Source organism: Candidatus Bathyarchaeia archaeon (genome assembly GCA_038873195.1).
GTDB lineage: Archaea > Thermoproteota > Bathyarchaeia > Bathyarchaeales > Bathycorpusculaceae > DSLH01.
In genome coordinates this window covers 198,612-220,125 of record JAVZEV010000001.1, presented here as the reverse complement: position 1 = coordinate 220,125, position 21,514 = coordinate 198,612, and the positions used below count along the sequence as shown (strand labels likewise).

At 42.3% G+C, this 21,514-nt stretch carries 21 protein-coding genes and 1 tRNA gene; 10 read left to right on the top strand and 12 right to left on the bottom strand.

Annotated features, from left to right (window positions below):
* The first annotated feature begins 54 nt into the window (after positions 1–54).
* The 4 genes from QXW63_01165 to QXW63_01150 all read left to right on the top strand — a co-directional run bounded on the left by QXW63_01165 (position 55) and on the right by QXW63_01150 (position 4,555).
* Positions 55–1,125, top strand: a complete 1,071-nt coding sequence (locus tag QXW63_01165) for a hypothetical protein (GenBank protein MEM3460509.1) — start codon at positions 55–57, stop codon at positions 1,123–1,125.
* Entirely contained in the window at positions 1,122–2,582 is a 1,461-nt protein-coding gene (locus tag QXW63_01160; GenBank protein MEM3460508.1) for an ATP-binding protein, read from the top strand. The genes QXW63_01165 and QXW63_01160 overlap by 4 nt, the downstream gene beginning before the upstream one ends.
* Positions 2,583–2,966: 384 nt before the next feature.
* The gene (locus QXW63_01155; GenBank protein MEM3460507.1) at positions 2,967–3,452 is read left to right on the top strand and encodes a hypothetical protein; all 486 of its coding nucleotides are present in this window, start codon (positions 2,967–2,969) and stop codon (positions 3,450–3,452) included.
* Between the two features lie 47 nt (positions 3,453–3,499).
* Entirely contained in the window at positions 3,500–4,555 is a 1,056-nt protein-coding gene (locus QXW63_01150) for a cohesin domain-containing protein (protein ID MEM3460506.1), read from the top strand.
* Between the two features lie 50 nt (positions 4,556–4,605).
* On the opposite strand, the gene QXW63_01145 is transcribed toward QXW63_01150, so the two are convergent.
* From QXW63_01145 to QXW63_01110, 8 genes are all read right to left on the bottom strand, one after another.
* On the bottom strand, positions 4,606–5,052 hold the full coding sequence (locus QXW63_01145; GenBank protein ID MEM3460505.1) for an NUDIX hydrolase: 447 nt from the start codon (positions 5,050–5,052) through the stop codon (positions 4,606–4,608).
* A gap of 34 nt (positions 5,053–5,086) precedes the next feature.
* Complete coding sequence (locus QXW63_01140; GenBank protein ID MEM3460504.1) at positions 5,087–6,370, bottom strand: FtsX-like permease family protein; 1,284 nt, start codon at positions 6,368–6,370, stop codon at positions 5,087–5,089.
* Positions 6,367–7,056 carry an ABC transporter ATP-binding protein gene (locus tag QXW63_01135; GenBank protein ID MEM3460503.1) on the bottom strand — a complete coding sequence of 230 codons (690 nt, stop codon included), beginning with the start codon at positions 7,054–7,056 and terminating at the stop codon, positions 6,367–6,369. The genes QXW63_01140 and QXW63_01135 overlap by 4 nt, the downstream gene beginning before the upstream one ends.
* A gap of 28 nt (positions 7,057–7,084) precedes the next feature.
* On the bottom strand, positions 7,085–8,026 hold the full coding sequence (locus tag QXW63_01130) for an ABC transporter permease (protein MEM3460502.1): 942 nt from the start codon (positions 8,024–8,026) through the stop codon (positions 7,085–7,087).
* Complete coding sequence (locus tag QXW63_01125) at positions 8,023–9,024, bottom strand: ATP-binding cassette domain-containing protein (protein ID MEM3460501.1); 1,002 nt, start codon at positions 9,022–9,024, stop codon at positions 8,023–8,025. Before QXW63_01125 ends, QXW63_01130 begins: the two co-directional genes overlap by 4 nt.
* Positions 9,017–9,547, bottom strand: coding sequence for a PadR family transcriptional regulator (locus QXW63_01120; GenBank protein MEM3460500.1), 531 nt, complete (start codon positions 9,545–9,547; stop codon positions 9,017–9,019). Before QXW63_01120 ends, QXW63_01125 begins: the two co-directional genes overlap by 8 nt.
* A 92-nt stretch (positions 9,548–9,639) precedes the next feature.
* Positions 9,640–10,314: a UMP kinase gene (gene pyrH / locus QXW63_01115; GenBank protein ID MEM3460499.1), complete on the bottom strand. Its 675-nt coding sequence runs from the start codon at positions 10,312–10,314 to the stop codon at positions 9,640–9,642.
* A gap of 51 nt (positions 10,315–10,365) precedes the next feature.
* Entirely contained in the window at positions 10,366–11,277 is a 912-nt protein-coding gene (locus tag QXW63_01110) for an MBL fold metallo-hydrolase (protein ID MEM3460498.1), read from the bottom strand.
* A 45-nt stretch (positions 11,278–11,322) separates the two neighbouring features.
* On the opposite strand from QXW63_01110, the gene QXW63_01105 reads away from it, so the two are divergent.
* Together QXW63_01105 and thiI are read left to right on the top strand one after the other, a co-directional pair.
* A complete protein-coding gene (locus QXW63_01105; GenBank protein ID MEM3460497.1) occupies positions 11,323–12,300 on the top strand; it encodes a sodium:calcium antiporter in 978 nt (325 codons plus the stop codon).
* A gap of 42 nt (positions 12,301–12,342) precedes the next feature.
* A complete protein-coding gene (thiI, locus tag QXW63_01100) occupies positions 12,343–13,500 on the top strand; it encodes a tRNA uracil 4-sulfurtransferase ThiI (GenBank protein MEM3460496.1) in 1,158 nt (385 codons plus the stop codon).
* Positions 13,501–13,504: 4 nt separating this feature from the next.
* Here thiI and QXW63_01095 read toward each other — a convergent pair whose 3' ends face one another.
* Positions 13,505–13,747: a hypothetical protein gene (locus tag QXW63_01095; protein ID MEM3460495.1), complete on the bottom strand. Its 243-nt coding sequence runs from the start codon at positions 13,745–13,747 to the stop codon at positions 13,505–13,507.
* A 202-nt stretch (positions 13,748–13,949) separates the two neighbouring features.
* On the opposite strand from QXW63_01095, the gene QXW63_01090 reads away from it, so the two are divergent.
* Positions 13,950–14,849 (top strand): serine/threonine-protein kinase RIO2, encoded by a 900-nt coding sequence (locus tag QXW63_01090; GenBank protein MEM3460494.1) that lies wholly within the window; start codon positions 13,950–13,952, stop codon positions 14,847–14,849.
* Here QXW63_01090 and QXW63_01085 read toward each other — a convergent pair.
* Entirely contained in the window at positions 14,846–15,079 is a 234-nt protein-coding gene (locus tag QXW63_01085) for an LSM domain-containing protein (protein MEM3460493.1), read from the bottom strand. The two genes, QXW63_01090 and QXW63_01085, sit on opposite strands and share 4 nt — an antisense overlap.
* 224 nt (positions 15,080–15,303) lie before the next feature.
* On the opposite strand from QXW63_01085, the gene hutH reads away from it, so the two are divergent.
* The gene (gene hutH / locus QXW63_01080; GenBank protein ID MEM3460492.1) at positions 15,304–16,821 is read left to right on the top strand and encodes a histidine ammonia-lyase; all 1,518 of its coding nucleotides are present in this window, start codon (positions 15,304–15,306) and stop codon (positions 16,819–16,821) included.
* 85 nt (positions 16,822–16,906) lie between these two features.
* On the opposite strand, the gene QXW63_01075 is transcribed toward hutH, so the two are convergent.
* Entirely contained in the window at positions 16,907–17,305 is a 399-nt protein-coding gene (locus tag QXW63_01075; protein ID MEM3460491.1) for a CopG family ribbon-helix-helix protein, read from the bottom strand.
* A gap of 128 nt (positions 17,306–17,433) precedes the next feature.
* Between QXW63_01075 and QXW63_01070 the strand changes: the two genes are divergently transcribed.
* Complete coding sequence (locus tag QXW63_01070) at positions 17,434–19,383, top strand: cation-translocating P-type ATPase (protein MEM3460490.1); 1,950 nt, start codon at positions 17,434–17,436, stop codon at positions 19,381–19,383.
* A gap of 133 nt (positions 19,384–19,516) precedes the next feature.
* On the opposite strand, the gene QXW63_01065 is transcribed toward QXW63_01070, so the two are convergent.
* A tRNA-Tyr gene (locus tag QXW63_01065) sits at positions 19,517–19,669 on the bottom strand.
* 156 nt (positions 19,670–19,825) lie between these two features.
* Here QXW63_01065 and QXW63_01060 point away from each other — a divergent pair.
* A complete protein-coding gene (locus tag QXW63_01060) occupies positions 19,826–21,463 on the top strand; it encodes an ABC transporter substrate-binding protein (GenBank protein MEM3460489.1) in 1,638 nt (545 codons plus the stop codon).
* Positions 21,464–21,514: the final 51 nt, after the last annotated feature.

Sequence of the window (21,514 nt, the reverse complement as noted above, 5' to 3'; positions counted from 1 at the left end):
ATGCACAACACTTAAATATACCTTACGCAAACAATTGCGTATTGGTGAATCAAGGTGATTCAACAACACACTATAACAACAACACAGAAATATAATTTTCCACACCCAACCACCGACACAATGTTACCCCAACGCCTCATCCAACTAAGCCTACACACACTAAAAACCGTCCAAAACAACACCATTCAACTAAATCAACAAACCATTCAACAACCCAACACAGAAACCCACACAATACAACTAAACCCAAAACCCATCACGCTAAAACCAAACCGTACACAAACAACAATAGCAGCAGTAGACACCTCAAACATAAAAATCGGCGAAACCCCAACAGGCATAATCGCAGCCGTCAGAGGAGCAGCAGTCTGGAAACAAAACAAACACTACCACTACACACGCTTAGGACCATTCCTATTCCACATAACAGAAGAAAACAAACGCCAACTCTACCAAACACTCGCAAACGCCTACCTCAACACAAACAACACAATACACGCGTATCCACTAAACCTCACACAAATGCCAAACCGCATCGCAAACCTACTCGAAAAATGGCTCCAAACAACACTAACAAAAACCCTCACAAACAGCCTAATCCTACTCGACGGTTCACTAACCGCAGGAACTCCAGATACGCCCACGCAACTAATGAAAGAAACATTAGACAATGCAAGAAAACGAAACAACACAGTCCTAGCCTTCTCAAAAATGACAAACCTAAGAGCAAATGGCTACCTAATAACAGACGCCCTACCACCACACACACCGCCATACATGCTGGAAACTTACGGATTAAAACCAAAACCGCCAACGGTGCTCTTAGGCGAAGTTTACGTGGCAAAACTAACAAACGGAAACTACGCATTCAGACTTGACATAGACAAAGAAATAGCCTATGAACAAAAAATAGAAGCAGTCCAAAAACTCTTAGGAAACGACCACCTCCAACAAAGCTATCCAGAAACACTACGCTTAGCCCATATACTCTGCACTTTCACAGCTAACGAAGTCATAGCCATGCAACACTTCACCACACGCCACTACAACCTCAAAATAGTAAACCGTCCAGACATGCACCGCCTACTCTTCGGACCATACGGCAAAGGAGACCTAAACGCATGAAACTCTACAAAAAAGAAGGCAACATCCTCCAAATCCTAAGCTTCCCAAACGAAACCGCTGAAAAAGGAGACTACTTGCTTGTCGAAGACGCAGACGCCGGAAAAGCTCTAATCGCACAAGTAATCGACATGCAATTCGCAAGCATCCCAGGCGTTTTAGAAGAGCTATTGCGTAGTTTGCCAGACGGCGGAGAACTCATCCAAGGCGAAGACTTCGACCCGCTGGAAATCGCGCCACACATCACATACATTCAAGACGCAAGCTTACTCGTCTGCAAAATCCGCGCAACAATAGAAGGCGAAACCCTAACACCAAGCAGTAGCTGGCTCCCGTCCCGTTCACAATCAACAATAAAAAAACTCCCAATCCCAACACTGCTTAAACTAGCGAAAGTTGACGGAAAACTCCCAATACTCATGGGCAGCACAAAAGACGCCTCGCCATTAACAATCGACGCTTCATCACTAGACGGAAGACTAAACATTATAACAGGCAAGAAAGAAACAGGCAAATCTCACTTAAGCAAACTTTTAATGCTGAATCTAATTGGCTATGGAGCAACGGTTGTCGTTTTCGACCTAAACGGTGAATACCACAGTCTAGGCATGACATCAGACGGAAAAAGAAACACTTACTACGACAAAATCCACGTCTTAACACCCGCACAAAACTTCAAAGTAGCCCTAAAACAACTCAACCTTCAAGTCTTACTAGGTATACTCATCCACGCACTTCACTTGCCAGGCACATCAGCCCGCGAATTCCGACGCATATGGCAATCACTCAAAGAACGCGACATGCTCACATTGCATGAGCTCGGCGAAGCCATCCGCAACTGGCACTGCAACCAACATGTTCGCGATGCTCTTTTCTCACGCTACCACGCACTGGTTAACTCGGGCTTCTTCACAGACGAAACAGGCGGAACCACGCTACTAGAAGAATGCCTATTCAAAGCCAAAGAACACGGCGGAGCCATTATAATAAACCTTCGCAACACATCAACAATCGACCGCCAAATAGTCGTCGAATACGTCCTAGGAAAACTCGTAGAATTACTCACAAGCTGGAAACTTAAAGCGGCTTTTCTATTCGCTGAAGAAGCACATCTTTACCTTCGCGAAACCTACTGGGACGACATCGTCACACGCATGCGCCACTTCGGAATATTTACAACCTTCATAACAAACCAGCCGGACACGATCCGTGAAAACATTTACCGCCAAGCAGACAACATATTCCTCTTCAACTTTACAAACGAGCACGACTTAGAAGTGGTTTCACGAGCAGCACGCGTAGACGCAGAAACAGTAAAATCCATCGCCAGAGACTTGCCGCCACACTATTGCCTAACGCTTGGAAAAGTTGTAAAAGATTTCCCAATGGTCGTCAAAGTTAAGACTTTAGACGTGAAAACAATGGGAGAAACACGGCTTTTCTTCAAAAACGCCGACTAAAATGCACATTACAAACTTAACTTTTCGTCTCCCTAAAAAGAGTGAAAGAGGACACAGATGCGCATTTTTGGGTATGGGTGTCCTCTCCAACTCTTAAGTTCTCTATTGTTTCCAAAATCAGCTAACAAAAGTGATTATAAAGGATTATGAAGCGACAATTTGAATCAGTAAAATCTACAATTTCGAATCGGACCTAGAACATTAACCAGAAAATATTACTGGATAAACCGCAAAAAATCTTGAACACGGCATATTTAAGCCTTAATCTGCATAGTTTTTTGCGTGTTCGAACATTTCAAATGACCGTTCGAAAGTATCGTTTTAATAAACTAATACACTATAACATTTTTGAGGAGGCCCAGTTCAACAATAAGGTGTACACTATTGTCTTCTGATAGCGAAAAGAAGTATGAAGAAATTTCAAAAAGCACACTACTTGTGTATTTATATCTTCTCAAGAAAAGACGAAGCTGCGGCGTCAGAGAGATACAGAGGGCCTTAGGTTTTTCAAGCTCAAGCTCTGCCCATTACCATCTTGAAAAATTGGTGCAAGAAGACATTCTGACCAAAGATTTATATGGAAACTACAAAATCAAATACGGCGCAAAAGTTGAATTAATCAATCGCTTCTTTGTCATTCATGGTTTCCTGTTACCTAAACCACTTATTTACGCAACTATAACCACCATAATGTGCCTACTCTACATGTCAATATTCTGGAATCTCATCACACCAACTGTTATACTTGCTTTACTTCCAGGAGTCTTGGCTTCAGGAATTTTCTGGTACGACACAGTTAAAACATGGTTAAGTTTGCCCTCATTCAAAAATGACCGTTCGATAACCGCGAAAAATCGTTCGAATATGTAGATTAAAATTTCTGAAAGAAATTTAAAAAGAATAGGAATGAGAGAAAAATGGTAAAGAAGTTAAGACATGTTAAGGCAAATCTGTTGATGGAAAAATTATGTGCTTTAATTCTCTGCATTTTTCTAGTTATTTCTTCGCAGACGCATACAAGCACGGTCACTGCAGAAGAGACGTCAAATACGACAATTTTCACTGACCCATTAATAATTCAAACAACCGAGCCCAATGAGAGCCTTACTGTGAACATTAACATATCTAACGTAGTAGACCTTTATGCATGGCAGGCGGGCATCACATTTAATCCGAACATTTTGGAGTGCACAGGCTTTTACGAAGGCGATTTCCTAAGGAATGGAAGCATGGCTCCGACTATTTTCGTGGAACATTATAAGGACATGGACAATATGTTAGGCATAGTGTATTTCCGAGGTTGTTGTCTTCTTGGACCAGTGCAAGGGGTAAATGGAAGCGGACAGTTAGCGTACGTGACTTTTAAATCGATTGGAATAGGTGTTTCTGAGCTTCACTTAACTGATATAATATTGCTAAATTCAAAGTTAGAAGATATCGAGTTTGAGGTTGTAGAGAGCTTGAATGTTTTTCTAAGTGGAACATATCACTTGGTGGAGATTGTGAATAATCTAAAAGGGTTACAGAATGCTGAGCAATCGCCTGTTTCGGGAGTATTCGGCACAAGCTTCAGCATGGGCGACAAAGAAATAAGCTTTAATATTATGAGCGAGAGCGCTTGGTTCTGCCAAGTTAATGTTCCAAAATCGGTCTTAATGTGTAGCATTCCATCAGAGTGGACGATTAAGTTGAATGGAACGCCCATATCTTATACCGCTAGTGAAAACGCAACGCACACTTCGCTATACTTTGAATATGATAAGGGTAATTATAGTATTGAGATTGTCGGAAAAGAAATTCCAAGCGGACCTCCTCCTGCTCCACCCCTTTCTCCTTCAGTCCCACCCTTAATTTTGGCAGCAACTGCAGTTCTAGGTTTCTTTGCTTTAACAGTAGCTTTGTTAGATTTTAAGAAAACAAAAAGATTAACATGGTATCAAGTAGTGAATCCATCAACAACTTCTTTCATTTAAACTCCCCTATTTTTTGAAAAGCTTCAAAATAATTGAAACATGTCCACAGCTTAAACACATGAATTAAGTTTTTCCAGTTTCTGTTTATTTCTTTGGAAAAACGCCCTAAAAGTTTTTGTCAAATCATACTTTTCCACTTCATTCAACGAGACCCATTGTAATTCGTCTGCGTCGCTTCCAACAGTGAGCGTTCCGCCTTTCAGTTTCACGAAATAATCAAGTATTATAAAGTGGTATTTTATTTCTCCATTTGCATCTTTAGTTATGTTGTCAACAATGTCGATTTGTTCTGGCTTTTCAACATCTAAACCCGTTTCTTCCTTAACCTCTCTAACAACAGTCGCTTCTACGCTCTCGCCCAGCTCCACCAAACCGCCTGGAATACTCCATTTTCCCCTTCCAGGCTCACCCTTTCTTTTCTCAAGCAAAATTTTGCCATCACAGATTATTATTGCGCCGACGCCGACGATTGGTTGCTTAGGGTAAAGCCTTTTCACCAAAGCCGAAGCCTCACACGCTCAGAGAATTATCTTACTCATACCTTAAAGCTTCTACGGGTTTAAGTTTTGAAGCGCGCCACGCAGGATAAATCGCAAAGATTACGCTGACTCCTACGCCGAAGGCTAACGCAAGCATAGTCACGGTTGGAGTTAAAACTGGGTTAATTGACATTGCGTTAAAATTGCCGGTTTGAGAGACTTGATTTCTCAGTCCGAAGCCTCCGCCACTCAAGGCATATGCGACTATATTCGCCAAGCCCCAGCCAGACACTACGCCAATCACTGCGCCTAACAAGCCAATTATTATGGATTCGCCCAAGAAAATAAGAAGTACCGTACGACTTTTCATGCCCAACGCTTTGAGAATGCCTATTTCACGTGTGCGCTCCATTAACGAAACAATCATAATGTTCATTATGCCTATGCCGGCTACTAGAAGCGAGATTGCGGCAATCCCAGCCAAGAAAAGCTCTATGATTGAAAAGACGCTCGAAAGAGTGTTAAGCACTGCCGTGGCGGATGTCACTGAGACTTGGTCGCCGAGAGCAGCCTTTATGGCTTTGGAAACACTTTCAATTGTATCCTTATCATCGTTTGTCAATTTTACAATTATTACATCGCATTCGTCTGTTCCAAAGAAGCTTTGAGCTTGAGAAATTGGAATGTAAACGTTGAAGTCTGACGGTCCGCCTATGCTGAAGCCTCCTATTTCTTGGAGAACAGCTGTGACGTTGCCAGTGTAGTTTTCATATTTTGGTGGGCGTGCGGTTGCGTTAAGCCAGACGATTGTTGCTGTGTCATTTGCGTTGCATAGTATTGTTCCATTTTTCCACGGGTCACTTACGCGTTTGCCAACTACTATAGCGTCATTTGCAGGGTTACTCGGTATGTTTCCTCCTTCTTCTGGTGCGAAGGTAGTTCTGTAAATGCTTGCATATTCAGCGAAGTCAACACCTACTATGGTAACATTTCGAGCCCCAGCGGTAAAATTAATAGCGCCCGCTCTTTGAATTATCGCAATCGACAATTCAACATTTTCTAATTCATTAATTGTTTGCGTGTCATTAATGAATAATTTAAAGCCAGAATCACCACCGCCGAAAACCCCGCCTCCACCAGCAGAAACAATCAATGTGTCAGTTGCAAATCCCCTCTGAAGCTGCGTAGTAATGGTTTCCTGTAAACCTTGAGTGATTGAAAGCAAGGCGACTATGGCGGCGATGCCTATTACGACGCCTAGAGTCGTTAAACCCGCCCGAAGTTTCCTTAATCTTATTGCACTGAAAGAGTAGGAGAGAATGTCGCTTGCTTTCATTTGTGATTCACCCTTTCATTAATTATTAAACCATCAAACATCTGCAGTGTTCTCTGTGCTTGCGATGCTAAGCGCTGATCGTGTGTGACCATTATTATGGTTACGCCTTTCTCTTCATTGAGCCTCTTGACTAGTCCCATTATTTCGCTTGCAGCCTTAGAATCGATATTTCCAGTCGGCTCGTCCAACAACAAAAATCTGGGGTTATTCGCTAAGGCGCGTGCAATTGCCACACGCTGCTGTTGGCCACCGCTGAGCTCGGCTGGCTTATGATTCATTCGCTCCTTCAATCCCACAATTTCAAGAAGCTCTTCCGCGCGTTTTCTTCTTTCAGCTTTGCCTACATCAACTATAGACATTGATAACTCCACGTTTTCTCTCGCTGTAAATCGAGGAATCAAATTAAAGAATTGAAAAACAAAGCCTATGCGGCGTCTAAGGTCTGCCAATTGATTGTCATTAAGCGTTGAGACATCCACTCCTTCAATCAGCAATTTTCCTTCTGTCGGCTTATCTAAAGCGCCTATCAAATTCAGCAGTGTTGATTTGCCGCTTCCAGAAGGCCCGAGAATAGCGACGAAGTCACCGCTTTCAACCTTTAGATTAACACCGCGAAGGGCTTCCACTGGAACCTTGCCCAGCATGTAAGTTTTTTTAAGGTTAGCCGCTTCAACAATTGTTGTCATGCTAAGTCTCCATTTTTGTCTTTAGCTTTTACTTTGTGAGATACTTCCATGAGAGCAGTATGCCGATTATGGAGAACACAACTGCGAAGATGCCGAGAAAAGCAAAGTCAAACATCAACGATGTCGCGTTTAATTCGTACACTGTTAGTTGCCTAATAGCGTCTGTCAAGTAGCTTATTGGATTCACACGTGCTATTGCTTGTATCCAGTCTGGCATCTGAGAGATTGGAAAGAACGTGTTGCTCGCAAACATCAATGGCAAGTTAATAAGGTTCACAATCGCCATCTGCGTTTCCCATTTAGTAGACCGCAAAGCGAGCGCCAAAAACACGGAGGACAACCCTAGACAAAGAAGGAATATTGCAGCGTATAATAAGAGTATGTTTAGTGGAGTAAAGGTTGAACTGACTTGCAAACCAAATATTACCGCGAGCACTAGGATTATTGTGGCTTGAAACATTGCTCTCAAAGACGCATTAAGAACCTTTGAAAATATGATTGCTGCTCTCGAGACAGGCGTGCTGAGTACTTTGTTTAAAAACCCCAAGCGTCTGTCCCAGACTATGGACATGCCACTGAACATTGTGGTGAACAACACGATGAAAGATATCATGCCCACTGACATGTAGCTGAAGTAATCCGTAACGCCGAAAATATTTTTCATCACGCTTGGACCCATATTGCTAAACATGTTTTGAAAAATCGGCGAGAGCACTGAACCGGGAATTGTTATGTTTCCAGCAATTGGTGGGTAATAAAAAGTAACGTCTGGCATATTTAAATTGAAGTTGCTGCTTGAGAACATGTTGCCCAAGTTCATTGCCTTTCCGAACAGACCCATCCATATTATCGGTTGAAGTATGGCCATAAGAAGTATTACGGGCTCGTTTAGCCATTTTTTAAGTTCTCGGTTAGTCAAAGCCCAGAGTCCATGAAGTTTCTTCGGATGATGCTCATTCTGTTTGCTCATGCTCTTGCCCTCCTCATGGTCATTCTATGCGCCCTAAAAGTTTCGCGAGACTCTTCAGTATCACGCATTGACCTGCCAGTATATTCCAAGTAAACCTCGTTCAATGTTGGTTCCGTCATTGAAAGCTTCGTTACCGTGTATCCTCTACTTCGCAGAGCTTCAATTATAAATGGGGCGGTTATTTCGCCATATTCAACCTTAATTCTGTATGAGCCATCTTCATTCTTAACTTCCTTCACGTGCTCCACAGAGCGGATAAGTTCGCTTACATCCGCATTCTCCTTAATACTTAAGGTTATGATGTCGCCACCTAAGCTGTGCTTAAGCTCTTCTGGCGTGCCAATCACAACTATTTTTCCATGGTCAATTATTGCAATACGGTCGCAAAGAGCATCTGCTTCCTCAAGATAATGTGTAGTCATGAAAAGCGTCATCCCATACTCCTTCTTCAACTTTCGAATGTAGTCCCAAGTTGCAGCTCTAGTTTGAACATCCAACCCTAACGTAGGCTCATCCAAAAAAAGCACTTTTGGTCTATTGACTAATCCGCATGCAAGCTCGAGCCTGCGGCGCATCCCGCCAGAATAAGTTTGAACCTTCTTGTCTTTAAACTCGGTTAACTCCACCAGCTTAAGCAGTTCCATAGCTCGTTCTTTTGCGATGTCTCGTGGAATCCCGTAAAGGTAAGCGCATAAGAGAATGTTTTCTAAACCGGTTAAGTCTTCGTCAGCAGTATATTCCTGCGGCACAACTCCAATCACGTTCCTAACTTCATTGTTCTGTTTCACAATATCAAAGCCTAACACTGATGCTTTGCCTTCGGTAGGCTTCAAAATCGTTATCAACATGTTAATCGTCGTTGTTTTTCCAGCACCATTAGGACCCAAAAAACCGAAAATTTCGCCTTGCTTCACACTGAAGCTCACGTGGTCAACAGCTACTAAACTCTTATTGAAAACTTTCGTCAAGCCTTCAGTCTCGATTACATTTTCACTCATCGGATTTCCTCTCCAATTTTTTATTCAACTCTTCAATTTTTTCTGCTGTTTCATCCAAAATTTTCTGAACTTCCTCCAACGCTTTTTCAGAAAACTTTTTCTCTAAATTGCTTCCAAGCTCGAAGAAGGCAGAAAAAACTCTATGCATAGACTTGCGCAGTTGGATGGTTTTTTCCGGAGGAATACGGAACCACAAGGCGCCTAAGAAAGGCGGCGGCATAAAACGCACTTCTTTTCTGAACTTCATCTTTATCTGCCGCTGTTCCTCGAGAAGTTTTTTGCCTTTATCAGTAAGCGCGTAACGTTTCATGCCATTTTCTTCAACGGGCAACTCTTTCACGTAAGCGTTATCCTGCAACCATGACAAGAGCGGATAAATCGAACCGGGGCTCGGTCTCCACCGCCCATCCGTCCTCTTTTCAATTTCGTCCATTATTTCTGAGCCAGACATAGGTTTTTCGCTTAATAGTTCGAGAACTTGATAACGTATGAAGCCCTTGGGAACAAGTGCTGTGTGTTTCATCCAATGTCTTCCAAAGGGACGCATATATTTATCACCATTGATATCGATAGCGATATCGACAGTGATATTTAAACTTGTCGCAAACAACCAGCTTACTCTATTAACGTTCCAATATGCTCGCCATTAACAGCGGCCAAAACATTTTCGGGTTTAAAGCCGTTCAAAACAATCATCCTAATTCTCTTACGTCCCAGAATTTTAATCGCTTCTGGGTCAATAATCTGGTGTATACCCGCTTTGTGCTTATTCTCGGCAAGCACATGTGACAAATCCTTAAACTTTAAACGCTCAAGTTTAACAGCGTCTGCGTATTTCCTCGGGTCTTTATCATAAACGCCCTCTTGGTCAGTAGCCTTAACCAGCAAACTAGCATCTGCTTTCTCGGCGATTAAAGCAGCAACAGTGTCCGTTGTCATGCCAGGCTTCAAACCTCCCATGACCGCAATTTTCCCTTTACGCACGCATTCTACAGCATCCTCAACCGTCAAGGGAACATGTTCGCAGCCTAACTTTCCAAGTGCTTTAAGGAAAAGTTGCGCGTAGAGTCGCGAAACGGAAATGGCAACTTCGTCTTGAGCCTTTTCATTCAAGCTCAATTCTTTTGCGGCTTTAATGAATTCTCGGGCTAAGGTGCCGCCGCCAACAACAACCGCCACTTCATGTCCCTTTTTACGCAAATCGTTCAATAAACCCACATATTTACTGATTAAGTCGGAATTCAACGGAGAAGCAACAACCGAACCGCCTATCCTCAGCACGACACGCATTGCTTTTACATCCTTCAGCCCATTATACAAGTGGTTCTAGTTAAAAATTCTTTAGAAAAACCTGTCTAAGCCCTGCTGCGTTTTTCTAGACGCTTGAATGGCTATTGCTTCACCGAAATCTATCAGCATACCATCTGTAGCGGCAACTGTGGGAACCCCTGTCTTCTCTTTGATTAATCCTGCCTCGTTCGCTGGTCCCTTAAATATCATTTGCATTCCAAGATGCGTTAAAACCGCCTGCTCCGGACGCGTATTCTCAATTATCTTTATGGCATCGTTTGTTGTCATGTGTCCCTTCCAAGGTTTTCCCGCTGGTCGCATGACACACAGTAACAGAAGTCTCACATCCTCGTAGTATTTGCTTATACCCTCAAAATATTCAGTGTCACTTGTATACGCGAAGTCACCAAACTCTTGAGTTTCAAACCTAAAACCCACAGCGTCCGGATCAGTATGCCGCGCTTCAGTGACTAAAACATTAACATCTCCAACTTGAAATTTCACGCCAGGCAAAGTCACAATTTTCTGCTCCGGCATTTGCTGATGATATTTCGATATTGAAGGTTCACACACATCGCTCCCATTCAAAACGCTACGAGCAGCGGCAAGCACGCCTCGCTTTCGGGTCATACCCCGCGTCATAGCCTCAATCAGAACCTCAGCATCCGTATAATGGTCAGGATGGCAATGAGAAACAAAAACGGCGTTAATCTTCTGCGGATCCAATCCTTCATTAATGGAGTATACAAGAGCCCCAGGTCCAGGATCCAAATGCAAATTTAAACTGTCATTTATTATGCGTATTCCTGCAGTGCGTCTTTTCTGCGTGATTGTTGCGAATCTTCCGCCGCCAGTTCCAAGAAACACTATCTTGAACGAAGACATGAGTAGATTTATAGTGTTTACGTGATTTTTGTTTTGTGCAAGTTTCTGTTTAGTTTCGATTAAAAATGTGGGAAACACTTTTAACGGATATCAGTTAGGAATTAAGAAAAGGAGCGGGTTACCTTGTTCGAGGGACTGCTGGTTAATGTCATAATTCTTATAGTATCATTGGTTGCTTTAGACAAAGCCAGCGACTGGACAATCACAAACTCCGCCAGAGTCGCGGAAATAACAGGAATAGGAAAAACCACCGTGGGATTCATACTAGTCGCATTTTCCACATCCTTACCTGAACTCAGCGTAGCCATTTTTGCTGCAGTGTCAAGAGAAAATGTAGGCGTCGCCATAGGAAACGTTTTGGGTTCAAACATCGTAAACATTTGCTTAATACTAGGCATCTGCTTTTTGATTGTGGTTTTGAAATGTCCAAGATACACTTCTATGTACCCTACTATGGCAAAAGAAGAAATAGGAAGCTTATACTTCGGACTTTTTATAGCTTCAGTTATCCCGCTAACTCTGCTTTACATTGGATATGCAAGCCAATACATAGGAATAATTCTGCTGACAATTTTTGTTTTCTATCTTTTCCAGCTTTCCAGAATAAGAAAAGTAAAAGAAGAAAGCTCCCTAGGCTCAGAAAAGCAGAAAATAGGCAAATACGCACTTCTGACATTTCTCGGCGCCGCCGGCGTAGTAGCCAGCTCTTACTTCATCGTTGACTCCGCCTCTTACATAGCCCTCAGCGTAGGCGTGCCACGCGTTGTTATCGGCGCGACAGTTGTTGCCTTCGGTACAAGCATACCGGAACTGGCGACGAGCATTGACGCAACAAGAAAAGGACATTTAGACATGGCATTGGGCAACATTGTAGGAAGTTGCTTCATAAACATAACGTGCATTCTCGGTGTAACCCTAGCAGCATCAGCATTCACAGTTAACATGACTGCTTTCTCTAACTTGGTTATGTTCTCGTTAATAACAAATCTTTTCTTATGGTATTTCCTTTCAAGCGAAAAAGTAAGCTGGAGAGAAGGCGCCGTTCTACTTTTCATTTATAGCATATTTCTGGCAACTACGCTCGGGGGCTATCGAACTTAAAAAATGGAAAGTTTTTAAATTAAGCCGAAAAATATCCTATTCGTGTTTGATTACGTTTTAATTCACTACGGAGAACTCGGACTTAAAGGATTGAATAGACCATTCTTTGAGAAAAAACTAATTGAGAACATAAACAATGCTTTAAAAAATGTAGAATACGAAAAAATAAGAAAAGTTCAAGGACGAATAATTCTAGAACTAAACAAAAAATCAAACGTAAAAATAATTGAAGAAGCGCTTAAGAAAGTTTTCGGCATAGCATGGTTCGCCCCTTGCAAAACCACAGACGCCTCCAGCATAGACAAAATAAAAGAGCTTGTAAGAAAAAATTTCCCGATAGCCGCAGGCACAAAAGCAAGAGTCTCAGCGAACAGAGCAGACAAGACAGTACCCTACACGTCAATGGAAGTTAACCGCGAATTAGGCGCTTATCTTGTAAAACAATTCAAGGCTAAAATCTCATTGGAAGAACCGGAAACCACCATTTTTGTTGAGATTGTCGGAGGAAAAGCATACGTTTTCGACAGAAAAGTTAAGGGACTGTACGGTTTGCCTTCTGGCGTTTCAGGAAAAGTTCTACACTTGTTGTCTGGCGGAATAGACTCTCCCGTGGCAGCATGGCTACTAATGAAACGCGGATGCACTGTTGACTTTCTACATTTCCACGCTTTTGAACGGTTTGATGAAGCAAAACTTGCCAAGATTTTGGATTTAGCGAAAGTCTTGACACAGTACAGTTTCAAAACGCGCATGTTTTTTGTTCCTTTTTATCCCTTCGAAGCCGAAGCCGTAGAGGCGCCATCGAGATACAGGTTGGTTTTGTTCCGCAGGTTCATGGTCAAGGTTGCAGAGGAAATAGCCAAAAAACACAGCATAAATGCTATAGGAAGCGGCGAAAATTTGGCACAAGTCTCCTCGCAAACTTTAGAAAACATGGCGGTAATCAGCAAAGCAACAAATATACCCATACTTAGACCACTCTTAACTTACGAGAAAAACGAAATCGTCCAATTAGCTAAGCAAATTGGCACTTTCGAAATTTCCATCCAACCCTATAAGGACTGCTGCTCAATTTTCATGGCAAAACATCCCACAACAAAAGCTAACTTAGAAATTGTGGAATCAATCGAAAAAAGACTGAACTTGAAAGACGCTATAGGAGAATGCTTCGAAAAAATCGAGATAATTGACATAGAATAAAACTTTAACGCTTCTTTTTGATTTTTTTCGTTCTCTCATACTTTTTCTTTACTTTCTTCTTGAAGAAACCCGGATAGTGCTGTACGTCTTCATGTATAGGTCTTGGAATATTAGTTCGCGGAAAATAAACATCTACTCGCCCTTCAGGCGGAACCATTGGATATTTTGGTTGCACTTTCTTCCAAACAAAATGGTAGATTCCATAATTGTAGAATAGAAAGCATGCAGTGAATAAGATAATGTTCATGATATGGCGAATCATGAGAGAAAACAGCAAAAATGGCGCGTATATACTAACACCTAATAAAAATAACATCCAAAATTTGACCTTTTTTCTCAATGATTCTCCCATCTTTATTATTGTCTAAACTGAGTATTACGTTTTGTGTTTAATCAAGAATTTAACAACTTCATCTTTTAATAATAAAACAACTACTCTGTGTACTGTTATGTCGTCAGCTGAAACCGCAGTGAAAGTGTTCCGCACCTTAGAGAACGAAGATTTCAGAGTACTGCAAGTCATAGAAGCAGCAATGAGCAAACACGAATTCGTCCCAAAAGAACTAATCGCAAAATTCGCAAAATTCAACCTTGAAGAAATCGACTTTCGCCTAAAGCGTCTCCACAAATTACGTTTAATACGCCAAATGCAAGGAGCATACGTAGGCTACACTTTAAATTATGCCGGTTACGACTGCCTAGCAATAAACGCTTTCGTCAAAGCCAACGTGCTCGAAGCCTTCGGAAAACCCTTAGGCGTAGGCAAAGAAGCAGACGTATACGACGCTCTAAACCCAAAAGGAGAAAAAATAGCCGTAAAATTTCACAGACTTGGAAGAATAAGTTTCCGCCAAACAATGCGGAAAAGAGCCTACACAACTGAACACGCCAACTGGCTTTTCCAATCAAGAATCGCAGCAGAAAAAGAATTCCAAGCCTTAACACTCACTTTTTCTCATAAAGTGGCAGTTCCAGAACCAATAAACCAGAACCGCCACGCCATAGCCATGGGAATGATTGAAGGAGCAGAACTTGCAGAATGGAAGGAGCTTCCAGAACCAGAAAAAATATTGAAGCGAATACTGCATAACATTCGAAAAGCCTACTTGCAAGCCGGCGTAATCCACGCTGACCTAAGCGAATACAACATTATACTAAAGCCGAACATGCAAATACTCATCATCGACTGGCCACAATACGTCACAAGAAAACACCCAAACGCCCAACAACTGCTAACCAGAGACGTAAAAAACGTTCTGCAATATTTCAAACGCAAATTTATGTTAGAAATCACACTTAAAGAAGCTCTGGAATACGTGACAGGAAAAGGAAAACTAACCGCTTTCTAATGCACATCCAACATTATATAAAGTATGTTGTTTCCACGCAACAAAAGATTTCCATAGTTAGCAATGAGCTGATCATCCTTGCTCTCGGCTGCACCTTCCAAAAGAATATTCATATGCCCGTCACATTTGATCATTTTTCCCTTGTATTCGCAACCGTTCTTCAGTACAACTGCAATGTAAGCGTTCAGTTGCTTAACCAACACGTTCAGCGGTTTTTTGCTGGGTTCCATGCGAGCACCTTAATAGACTAATTATTTACTCATATCCAAATCCCTCAGATATAAAAGTTTTATGAAAAACCAATTCCAAATTTGAAGGCAATTTAGTCATACGCGAAGATTTTTCAGTTTTTTCAAAAAATAAATCGAGTTTTCATGATTGAATGAGAAAGAAGATTTATACCCTAAAGGATTAAAGTTTAGAAAGTCCCTATTCGTAATCGGAGATAATTATTATGCATGCAGTGCAAGTTGACGGGGAAACATTAACAATTGAGGATATCGTCAAGGTTGCACGAGAAAACGCCAAAGTAACAATTCCAGAAGAAACGAAAAAGCGAGTAAAAAAAAGCCGCATGGTTCTGGAAAAACTAGTCAGAGAAAAGCGCGTCATCTACGGTGTGAACACGGGTTTTGGAGCATTAAGCAACATAACAATTCAACCAGACAACATTAAACAGTTACAAGTTAACCTCATCAGAAGCCACGCGTCTGGTGTTGGAAAACCCCTAAGCACGGATATAGTACGCGCTTTAATGCTTCTGCGTGCAAACACTTTGGCTAAGGGATATTCAGGCGTGCGCTTGGAAACCTTAGAAACACTTGTTGAAATGCTGAACAAAGGCGTACATCCAATAGTTCCAGCTAAAGGTTCTGTTGGCGCCAGCGGCGACCTCGCACCTTTATCCCATATGATTCTGGTGCTCATAGGCGAAGGAAAAGCCGAATACCAAGGCAAAGTGATGAGCGGAAAAGAAGCCATGCAAAAGGCTGGAATAGCACCTGTCCAGCTTGAGTTTAAGGAAGGAATAGCGCTTAACAATGGCACGCAACTGATGACAGCCATCGCGGTATTAACGGTTCACGATGCTGAAAACTTGATTGAAGCAGCAGAAGCAGCAACTGCATTATCGCTTGAGGCTTTGCTTGGAGTTTCTGATGCTTTTGACGAAAAAATCCACAATGTCAGGCCGCATACCGGTCAAATGTGGACGGCAAAGAATATTAGAACGCTTATTGCGGGAAGCCAGCTTGTCCAAACAGGAAATGAAGCCATGCAAAAGAGGCAGCGTCCCCATGACCCTTACAGTTTAAGATGTGCACCACAAGTTTTGGGCGCTGCAAGAGATGCAATAGCTTATGCAAGAAAGGTTGTGGAAGTTGAAATTAACTCGGCAACGGACAATCCTCTAATCTTTCCTGAAGAACAAGCTTGTCTTTCGGGTGGGAATTTTCACGGGCAACCAGTATCCCTCGCGATGGACTTGCTTGGAATAGCATTAGCAATGGTTGGTAACATTTCTGAAAGAAGAACGGCAAGGTTGCTTGACGGTAAACTAAACAATGGTTTGCCAGCCTTCTTAATTCCGCCAAAGGCAAGAGCAGGCGTGAACAGTGGTTTTATGACTGTGCAGTACACTGCTGCGGCTTTAGTCTCGGAAAATAAGATTCTAGCGCATCCTGCCTGTGTAGATTCTATTCCAACATCTGCAAATTATGAAGACTTTGTGAGTATGGGAGTGACAGCTGCAGAAAAAGCCATGCAGATTTTGGAGAACACAGAATACATAATAGCCATAGAACTATTATGCGCGGCTCAAGCAGCAGATTTTCGCGGACTAGAAAAGCTTGGAAAAGGAACAAAAAAAGTTCACGCGCTCATAAGAAAGCATGTGCCAATGCTCGAACAAGACAGAGTGCTAAGCGAAGACATAGAAAAAATTAAACAACTACTCAAAGAAACCAAACTTTAACAATATTCTTAAGTGAGTCTGGCGTAATAGCTTTACAACCGCGTTCAAATTCCTTGCATATCCGGACTATGCTCTCAATCCCAGTTTAGAGTGGCATGAACATGGCGCGGACTTGTTGAATTCCATGCATTCCTCTAAGTCTATTGATAAGATTCAATATTCGGTCGTTATTTCCCTGAGCAATGAAAATTTCTAAGCAGTATCTCTCGCCTATGTGCCTATGGACGTTTTCTATTACAACATCATCAAACTCATGTCTTATTTCGGTCATTTTTAGATCAACATCTTTCCTTGCATAATCACATGTTGTCATTACGGTTGCAGCTACGTTTCCAGTTTCGAGTTTGGCAAGCTCAGATTCGGTGATAAGACTTCTTATGGCATCTCGAAAAGCCTCTGACCTGCTGTAATATCCCCTTGCTTTAATGAAATCATCAAATTTGCTGAGAAGTTCCGCCGGCAAGGTTATGCTTATCACGGTCATTTTTCAAACCAATCCACGCTGCTATTAACATTCTAACATATTGCTATTAATATATTAATATTTTTACCAAAAAATCTAGCACTATCTTAATATAGAATTCGATGGTTTTTACACATACATGAAACAATATGAAAAGAAATGTAGGAGGCGAGCTTAAAGAATTTGAAGAGAGCAGAAACAAAAGAACATGGATTTTGCTCGCTCTGGCGTTAGGCTCAACCATTGTTGTTGGTGGTTTGTTAGATTTATTTGCTCAAGGAATCCCGCTAGGCTTTGTCATACCAATTCTTAACGAGACTGCGACCCTCTCCCTAATCATATATCATGTTTCCGTAATTGCAGCAGGAATATACATTGGATTTATCGGAATAAGAGAACTCGTAATCGAGAAAAGATTCTCAGTAGAATTCCTCATGGCGGTGGCTGGTTTAGGCGCAGCGTATTTGGATTTTCTTTTTGAAGCAGCCTCGGTGCTGTTTCTCTACTCATTGGCAGAGTATTTCGAAGGTTATATTGAAGACAGAGCTCGCAAGACAGTTGAGAAGTTGTCAAAGTTTATGCTTGATGAAGCGAGGGTGATAATTGATGGCACTGAAAAGAACATAAGTGTTAGAGAAGTTTTGCCAGGCACGACTATACTGGTAAAGCCTGGTGAGAGAATTCCCTTAGACGGGACAATTGTTGAAGGCTTTTCACATGTAGACCAGTCCCTAGTAACAGGAGAATCACTGCCTATAATAAAAAAGATAGGCGACCCCGTGTACGCGGGTACATTGTGCACAAGCGGTGTCCTTAAAGTGACTGTCAGCAAAAGGGCCGAGGATACTCTTGTTTCCAGAATCGTGAAGCTTGTTATAGAATCCAGAAAGAGAAAAGCGTCTATTGAAAAGTTAGTTGACAGATTTGCCAAAGTTTACGTGCCCATTATTATAGTGCTCGCCGTACTCATAGCAACAGTCATGCCCAGAATTCTCGGCGGACCTTTCCAAACGTGGCTATACCGCTCTTTGATACTTCTGGTGGTTTCTTGCCCGAGCGCATTCATAGTACCTGTCCCAGCGACAATATTTACCGCAATAACGGTTGCTGCCAGAAAAGGTGTCATCATTAAGGGTGGCATCTATGTTGAAAAACTGGCTAGAATCAAGACTGTCATATTCGACAAAACCGGCACGCTTACTTTAGGCAAGCCTGCAGTTCATGAAGTTAAATCTGTGGAGAACTATGGTGAGCAGGCTTTGATGTACGCAGCTGCATTGGACCAGTTTTCAAACCACCCTGTCGCGCAAGCTATTGTAAAGAAAGCATCCGAGAGAAACTTAGACATCACTAAGCTCAAAGTCACCGATGTGACAGAAATTCCCGGCAAGGGGATAGTAGGGTATGTCAATGGCACTCATGTCGCCGTAGGCAATATGGAACTGATGAAAGAATACGCATGCAACTGTGAACAAATAGAAGGAATCTACGCCAACGAGAAGCACACATCTGTGTGTGTTTCAATCGACAAGTCAGGAATCGCTTCTGTCTGTATGTTTGACGATGTTAGAAAAGACGCGATTGAAGCCATTAAGACTTTAAGAAAAGCTGGAATCAAAACTGCAGTGCTAACAGGCGACAAAACTGAAATTGCAAAAGAAATCGCTGAAAAACTGGGCGTTGACAAAGTGCATGCAGAACTCTTTCCAGAGGACAAATTGAAAATCGTTGAAGAAATGAAGAATAACAACGGCTTGGTAGCAATGGTTGGAGATGGTGTCAACGACGCTCCAGCCCTAGCGGCTTCAGATGTAGGTATTGCAATGGGTGGCGCAGGCGTGGATGTTGCGCTGGAGTCGGCAGATGTTGTGCTAGTTAAGGATGAATTGGCTCAGATACCCTACTTGATCAAATTAAGCGGCAAGACTGTTGAAATTGCAAAGCAGAACATAGCTGCATCACTAATTGTTAAGATACTCTTGGGCGGATTAGGATTGATGGGTTTTATTCCTTTATGGTTTACTGTCGCATCTGGCGATGATGGAGTAACTATGTTCTTGCTTCTTAATACTTTGCGTTTAATGAAGGTAAAACTCTAGGCAATATGAGACGAGATTTTAAAACCTTAAAGTAAATGTTGCCTTTCTAGGACTTATCGATAATAGAGAAAGGCGATGTTAAACCGTCTTACCAAAATAAATTCAATGTAGCCTTATTTCAGTAAAAGGGGCTTGGTCGGGCGGGCGGGATTTGAACCTGCGACACTCCGGTTTCTGTGCGCTTGATAGGCTGGGTAACACCCACCGTGGGTAGGCGTCTACAGCGTCTCCGTCTGCTAAGCGTGTTAGCAGGCTCGGAAGCTCTACCAAGCTGAGCTACCGCCCGACCGAAATTTTAAGATGCGAATAAAAAGATTTATGCATTTCGTAGTCTGTGAAGCTTGTAAACCTTTATTATTGTTACCGTTAACTCTTACAGCAGCATTGTTGGGTTAAAATCTTATATACTCATCGAATTGACCTATATATCTGCGGTGAAATTATGAGAGAAAAAGCCATTGGCAAAATGGTAATCATAGGCATCGTCATCGTTATAATCGTAATTGCCGGAGTTGCTGGTTACTACCTAACAATGCCGAAAACTCGTTTGAAAGACACATTAATAATGGGAACGACAGACTCCGTGGAATCATGCTTAGACCCTGCAAGAGCATACGACTTTTTCGGTTGGGAAATAATACAGTCTTTAGGCTGTGGATTAGTGGAATACCGAGCTGGAGCAACAGGTAGCGCAGCAGATATTGTTCCATCACTAGCCACTTCATGGGACGTGTCATCTGACGGCTTAGTTTGGACCTTTAACCTTCGTGAAGGAGTTAAGTACGACGATGGAACAGAGTTCAACGCAACCCACGTTAAATACACTTTTGACAGAGGAATGGGCATCGCAGACGAAGACGGACCCTTCGTAGGCATAGGCTACAGCGACATCATAGAAAACGTTACTGTAGTAAGCAAGTACGTTGTGAAATTCTACCTTAAGATTCCATTTGCCGCTTTCCTATCGCTTATGGCTTGCCAAGCATCATACATAGTTGACCCAACCTATGCACCCATGAACTCCGTTGTAGAATATGTGGAAGGCAACCCACGAGCTAGCCACCCAATGGGTCTTGGTCCTTACAAACTCAAAAGCTGGACCAGAGTGGCAGGCAAAGATAGCGAGATTCGTTTAGAAGCCAATCCCAACTATTGGAACGCAACAGGAGGCTATCCAAAAACCAAAAACATCATAATAAAAATGTACGCCGACGCCACGGCACTCGCAACAGCAATGAACGCGTTAGAAATCGACATAGCCTTTAGACAGCTTTCCGCAACAGACATAAACTCCATGAAAGCCAACACCAACTTGAAAGTTTGGGAAGGCACAGGAGCTTTCATCCAATATCTTGTTCTACAAGAGAAATATGCACCCTTCAACGAAACAAAAATAAGACGTGCCATAGGAGCCGCAATAAACAGAACAACAATAGTTCAAACAGTATTTCTCGGGCAAGCACAGAAACTTTACAGCATGATACCAATAGGCATGTTCAGCCACACCAATGCCTTCCAAACACTCGGCGATCCAAACTATACGCTAACCAGAGACCTTCTCAGCGAATTCGGATACAACGAAACCAACAAACTATCATTCAAGTTGTGGTACGAAAGTTCAGGACATTACCCGCAAAGTCCACAACAAGCCCAAGCATTAAAAGCCTCATTAGAAGCCAGTGGAGTAATAAGCGTAACACTTGACAGCGCAGACTGGGCTTCGTACAGAGAGAAACGGCGGAACGAAGAAATGGAAGCCTTCATTTTAGGCTGGTATCCAGACTACATTGACCCAGACGACTACATTTACCCATTCGTTCATTCCTCAGGCGGATCATGGCTCCACCATAACTATAACAGCACCCAGATGGACGAGTTAATAGCGTGGGCAAGAGGCAACACAACAACAAGTGTACGAAGCGCTTTGTATGAGGATATCCAAGACTTGCTGGTAGAGGACTGCCCACTAATTCCACTCTATCAAGGCTCGGCTTACGCAGTAACAAAAACTAACGTTAAAGGAATTTATCTTGACATAACACAGTCTTGGCGCCACTGGATGGTTTACGCGGAAGAATAAACAAAGTTTAATTCCCCTTTCTTTTTATTTATCTCAAAGAGACGGCAGGAT

Excerpts from the sequence above, each read along its gene's own strand:
- QXW63_01160 (MEM3460508.1), top strand. The coding sequence starts at position 1,122 with ATGAAACTCTACAAAAAAGAAGGCAACATCCTCCAAATCCTAAGCTTC.
- QXW63_01150 (MEM3460506.1), top strand. The coding sequence starts at position 3,500 with ATGGTAAAGAAGTTAAGACATGTTAAGGCAAATCTGTTGATGGAAAAA.
- QXW63_01140 (MEM3460504.1), bottom strand. The coding sequence starts at position 6,370 with ATGAAAGCAAGCGACATTCTCTCCTACTCTTTCAGTGCAATAAGATTA.
- QXW63_01135 (MEM3460503.1), bottom strand. The coding sequence starts at position 7,056 with ATGACAACAATTGTTGAAGCGGCTAACCTTAAAAAAACTTACATGCTG.
- QXW63_01130 (MEM3460502.1), bottom strand. The coding sequence starts at position 8,026 with ATGAGCAAACAGAATGAGCATCATCCGAAGAAACTTCATGGACTCTGG.
- QXW63_01125 (MEM3460501.1), bottom strand. The coding sequence starts at position 9,024 with ATGAGTGAAAATGTAATCGAGACTGAAGGCTTGACGAAAGTTTTCAAT.
- QXW63_01120 (MEM3460500.1), bottom strand. The coding sequence starts at position 9,547 with ATGAAACACACAGCACTTGTTCCCAAGGGCTTCATACGTTATCAAGTT.
- pyrH (MEM3460499.1), bottom strand. The coding sequence starts at position 10,314 with ATGCGTGTCGTGCTGAGGATAGGCGGTTCGGTTGTTGCTTCTCCGTTG.
- QXW63_01095 (MEM3460495.1), bottom strand. The coding sequence starts at position 13,747 with ATGAACATTATCTTATTCACTGCATGCTTTCTATTCTACAATTATGGA.
- QXW63_01090 (MEM3460494.1), top strand. The coding sequence starts at position 13,950 with ATGTCGTCAGCTGAAACCGCAGTGAAAGTGTTCCGCACCTTAGAGAAC.
- QXW63_01085 (MEM3460493.1), bottom strand. The coding sequence starts at position 15,079 with ATGGAACCCAGCAAAAAACCGCTGAACGTGTTGGTTAAGCAACTGAAC.
- hutH (MEM3460492.1), top strand. The coding sequence starts at position 15,304 with ATGCATGCAGTGCAAGTTGACGGGGAAACATTAACAATTGAGGATATC.
- QXW63_01075 (MEM3460491.1), bottom strand. The coding sequence starts at position 17,305 with ATGACCGTGATAAGCATAACCTTGCCGGCGGAACTTCTCAGCAAATTT.
- QXW63_01070 (MEM3460490.1), top strand. The coding sequence starts at position 17,434 with ATGAAAAGAAATGTAGGAGGCGAGCTTAAAGAATTTGAAGAGAGCAGA.
- QXW63_01060 (MEM3460489.1), top strand. The coding sequence starts at position 19,826 with ATGAGAGAAAAAGCCATTGGCAAAATGGTAATCATAGGCATCGTCATC.